The following is a 4,876-nucleotide window of genomic DNA, read 5'->3' as shown; positions in this document are numbered from 1 at the left end:
CATAGGTGATGTCAGCTACCCAAAGTTGATTTGGCTGCTCAGCAGTAAATTGACGATTAACTAAATCAAGTGGCTTATCTTGTTGCTCGTCAGGTATCGTTGTCTTATGTGCTTTACCCCGACGAACACCTTGAATTCCCATAACTCGCATCAATCGTTCGACTGTACAGCGGGCGACTTGATGGTCGTCAAGCTGTAGCTGCTTCCATATTTTTCTTGCACCATAAACTGACATATTATCCTCCCACACTTCGCGAATGAGTATTATCAGCTCAGCATCACGCTTTTTGCGGTTAGACAGTCGCTCAGGCTCTCTTTGTATCTGTTTATGAGAATAATACGTTGATGGTGCAATCGGCAATTCCTTGCAAATTGACTCGACACCGTAATGCTCTCTGCAAGCATCAATAAAATCCACTATTACTTCTGTTTGCGGTCGAGCTCCGCTTGGGCGAAAAAAGCGGCAGCTTGCCTCAGGATATCATTCGTTCGCTTGAGCTCTTTATTCTCGCGCTCTAAGATGGCAAGGCGTTCTTCAGTTGATGGCGTATTAGAAGAGGGTTTAGACGGTTGAGCTTGAGATTTCTTGACCCATGCTCTAAGTGTTTCTGGGGTACATCCCAGTTTATCTGAAATCGATACTAGCGCAGCCCAAAGAGAAGGGTATTCATGCTGTTGTGTGGTAACAAGCCTAATTGCACGTTCACGAAATTCTGATGTATAGCGATTTGATTTTTTCATAGTTCCAGTTTCTCAAGTTATTGAGTCTCTGGCAAACACGGGGCGATTCAATTCTTAGTAGCTTTTTTGTTAATGCTTTCTTGTGTATTTGATTCGAAAGGAGCTATTATCGATCCTGCAATACCAGCCCCTTCGTTGGTTCCAACGCCAAGCAACTTTAGGTATGAAGAAAATAATGGTTCGTTGCGCATTATGTGGAATTGGTATCCCAATGATGGCGTAATTACACTACCGCATAAACTTCCACCACCGGCTGAGTTATTCTCTGTTCCAAGAGAGGGTAACTATAAATATAGTATAGACGTTGAGATTGCAGAGCTTAGCAATAATAATATATACAGTATGCTTAGTAATGACTATAGATTACTAGGCAGTAAAATTAGCAATAGTTACTTATACAACATGGCTGTTTTTTCAGCAGTTAAATTTAGGGTGAGAGCTAAAAGAACAGATACCTTTACTGATAGTTCTGTTTATTCCGCTTATTTATATAGCCCTCTAATCAATCGTCAAGTTAAGTTATCCGCTCCTTCTATATCACCGGATGGGGGTAATGTAATTCCAACAGATAACATAATTATTACGAATGCTCAGCAAGCAGTAATGAAATACGCTTTGATACCTCTCGAGTCTGATTGTTCCAGTGTAAATAACTGGCTTACCTATGTTGCACCTCTTTCTATTAACTCTAGTCGCCAGTTATGTGTGTTTGCAACTAAGATCGGCTCATTATCTAGTGATATAAAAGAGGCCGTTTATACGGTTAGTTCACCAGCAAACACAAAACAAATTATATTTATACATACGGATTTACTTGGTAGTCCAGTGGCTGAATCTCAGGGAGAGCAATAATGAAAAATTTTACTTATTATTTATCAACAATGTTATTAGCTCCGCTGTTTACTTTAGCGGCACAGCCTCCGGGTGGAGGTGATGTTGAGTTAATAGCGCCACCATCTGAGTATAATTTAGAGCGTTTTGCCGTCAAGCGAGAGGTTGAGGCGCTTACAAGTAATTTGGCTGGTGAAAGTATTTCACTAGCTGATGGTTCACTCTCATTTACTGTCACTGACTTAAGTATTAAAACGAACTCACAGATCCCTCTAAATATTACACGGACATATAATCGGCTTACAGGTAAAAATGATAAATCCCCAGCACAGTTCGGTGATTGGGAGCTCGAGTTACCAAAAATAGAAGCTACTTACTTAAAAGGCAGCACTCGCTATAGCAATAATTATTATTCTAGTACAGCTTGTTCAAGTGCTTTATCTCCTGGCCCCATTTCATTTTATGGTGATGTTTATGAGCAGCATGAATATTGGAACGGAGCCGATGTGATTATACCTGGTGCTAGTGGGAAATTATTAAGTGGTTCTGGCCAGCATCGTTACCGAACCAAGCTCAATGCATCAATAAATTGTAGTAGTGAAAATGGCAATGAGTATTTTATTGTAAAAACGAGTGAAGGCTTAATTTATACTTTAGGTCATCGTATCGAAAAATTGGGGTTACCACTTGTAAAAACAAAACCTGCACAACGTAGTAAACTTGCTTACGTTGCAACAAAAGTTGAAGATAAGTTTGGCAATACGCTGCATTATATATTTGATGGTAGTAAGTTGGAAAAAATCACATACCAACCTTCTGGCTCAGCCCATAGCGAAGACCTCGTTTCGTTTTCATATGAATCATCGGGACGCATAAATAAAATAACAAGCCAAGAGCGGGTTTGGGAGTATTTATATGAAGAAAAGTATGCAAATCAAAACCATAACTTAACAGACGTCATACTTCCAACAGGCCAAAGTTGGGAGTATGATTTTCCTGAGTTTATAAACTACGCGAGCAAGATATATGTAAAACCAAATTTTAATGTAGAAAGCTGTATATATAGCCACACTACTCCGCTATATGGCCCAGAAAGCTCCCTTAAAGTAAAACATCCTAACGGCGCCAACATAAGTTTTAACTACAAATTGACCGTACATGGACGAACGGAAGTCCCGGCAAAAAGTCAGCGTCATACTCGTCAAGGCAAGCCTATAAACTATAATGCTTGCTATGCTAATTTAGCAATTTCAAGTAAATCAATAGATATTAATGATGAACAATATGTATGGACATATGCCTACAGTAATAATTATTCACACTTTAATTCTGCAGGTTTAAGTAGTTCAGAAGTTAGTAGTTTCAGACGTGGTATTGCAATTATTGGAAACACTAAAGAAGTTACTTGTAATACTAAAAGTGATTGTTCCTCTATCCCAAGTGGTTTGGGGCTATCTGCTTATGACTTAAGGGTACTCAAGGTCACAGCGCCGAATAATAGTTATATTAACAGCTATATTAGTAAACGCTGGGATGAAACTGAAGGGCAGGTTATAGCTCAGGTCGAACATGGCCCAAATGGAGAAATAAATCAAAAAACATTGACTCAATATTGGAAGAGTAGTTTTAAAGGTAACAGTGGTATTGTCGATCCAATTTTAACCACGAATACAGACACTTTATCTTATATCGTAAAGGACAAAAGAGTTACTAAACATGTTAACAGTGACAGCTTTACTAAAAGTTATATCTATAATATTTATGATGCACCTGAGCAAGTTGTTCTAGCAGGGCCATCGGGTACTTTTTATAAAAAGCAGTTTTACCAGCATGACACTTTAAATTGGATTTTAAATTTACCTACCATCACCCAAGTATCAAGCGATGATCAAAACTATATAGAAACTAAACGCATTCAGTACAATGCTTTTTCGAATAGTTACTTTTCAAACCAACAATTACCATCAAAAGTGTACCTATTTGGTCAACTACAACGTACTTTCACTGATTACACCGCACAAGGCAATGTTGAGCGAATAGAGTTTAATTCAAATCGTTCAGTAGGCACTGGTAAGCGTTTTATTGAATATGCAAACTACAAGCGCGGTTTACCGCAGGTAATAACGGTGCCAAATAGGTCAACCACAGGAAGCATGAGTGCGGGTAGGGTAGTTGATAATAACGGGTGGGTAACTCGTACAACCGATTATAATGGCGTATCAACTAATTACACCTATGATGACATGGGTCGTATTAAATCCGTAGATTTAACAAATGATGCGGTTAATGGCAGCTGGTACGACACGTTATATACTTGGCATAACGATACCAATACCCGCACTGCGTCAACGTGTACGTTAGATAGTTCACGGACCGCATGTACAGGTAACGCTGTATTCAAAACTACAGAGTACTATGACAACTTACTGCGACTGACAAAAACAAAAAGCCAAGATTTAGTCAATAGCTCTGCAGCAAATAGTACCCGTTATCAGCGTTTCGAATATAACTACTTGAATCAGCCAACGTTCCAATCTTATGCAAGCGCAAATATAAGTGAAAATAAAGGCACTACAACCGTTTATGATTCACTAGGTCGACAGCAAAGTGTTACAACAAGTGGATTAGGCACCGTTAATTACGCCTATTTATCTGGTAATCGTATAGAAGTAACGGATGCAAAAGGTCACGTAACAACCACAACCTATCAAGCCTTTGGTTCACCAAGTTACTCGCGCGCAATAAAAATAGAATCGCCTGAGAATGTAACCACCACATTAGATATTGATATATTTGGTTTAACACATTCTATTACACAAGCAGGTGCTAACCAGTATGGAAATTCAACGAGTGTTACTGAACGTCGTTATTACGACAATAGTAAACAGTTATGTTTAACTACACGACCGGATGTAGGCAATACCCTTTATAAGCACAATGTAATAGGTGAACTCATCTGGAGCCAAGGTGGCGTTGCTAATACACAATGTACCAGTACAGCGCCGAGTGGGAGTACTTTTTATACATATGAAAACTTAGGCAGTCTTAAACAAGTTAACTACCCAGATGCTTCAGGTGATGTTAGCTACGAGCGCGATAACAACGGGAACGTTAAAACCTTAACAGCTGGTAATGTAATTCATCGTTATGAGTACAACAACCAAAATCGCCTCGAAGAAGAGCAGCTATTTGTGGGTAATGAACTACCTCTAATGCTTAATTATAAATACAATGCTTTGCAACAGCGTGAACAGTTAGGTTACCCAGATGGAACTATTGTAAACTTCAAACCCAATGGCTTTGG

4 protein-coding genes and 1 other annotated feature are annotated in these 4,876 nt (G+C 39.0%); of the genes, 2 read left to right on the top strand and 2 right to left on the bottom strand.

The window, feature by feature from the left end:
• On the bottom strand, window positions 1–418 hold a 418-nt coding region (locus tag L655_RS0123105; protein WP_139016270.1), incomplete at its 3' end, for an IS3 family transposase.
• Window positions 347–463: a sequence feature (AL1L pseudoknot), on the bottom strand. (Overlaps the previous gene by 72 nt.)
• A complete protein-coding gene (locus L655_RS0123100) occupies window positions 421–741 on the bottom strand; it encodes a transposase (RefSeq protein WP_024604194.1) in 321 nt (106 codons plus the stop codon). (Overlaps the previous feature by 43 nt.)
• A gap of 72 nt (window positions 742–813) precedes the next feature.
• Here L655_RS0123100 and L655_RS0123095 point away from each other — a divergent pair, with 72 nt between their 5' ends.
• Together L655_RS0123095 and L655_RS0123090 are read left to right on the top strand one after the other, a co-directional pair.
• Window positions 814–1,593: a hypothetical protein gene (locus tag L655_RS0123095; protein ID WP_024606405.1), complete on the top strand. Its 780-nt coding sequence runs from the start codon at window positions 814–816 to the stop codon at window positions 1,591–1,593.
• A partial coding sequence (locus tag L655_RS0123090; protein ID WP_024606404.1) for an RHS repeat domain-containing protein occupies window positions 1,593–4,876 on the top strand: 3,284 nt, incomplete at its 3' end. The genes L655_RS0123095 and L655_RS0123090, both read left to right, overlap by 1 nt.

It is taken from the genome of Pseudoalteromonas sp. TAE79 (assembly GCF_000498015.1).
GTDB lineage: Bacteria > Pseudomonadota > Gammaproteobacteria > Enterobacterales > Alteromonadaceae > Pseudoalteromonas.
The sequence above is the reverse complement of the archived record's forward strand: the minus strand, read 5'-3'. Positions and strand labels throughout refer to the sequence as shown.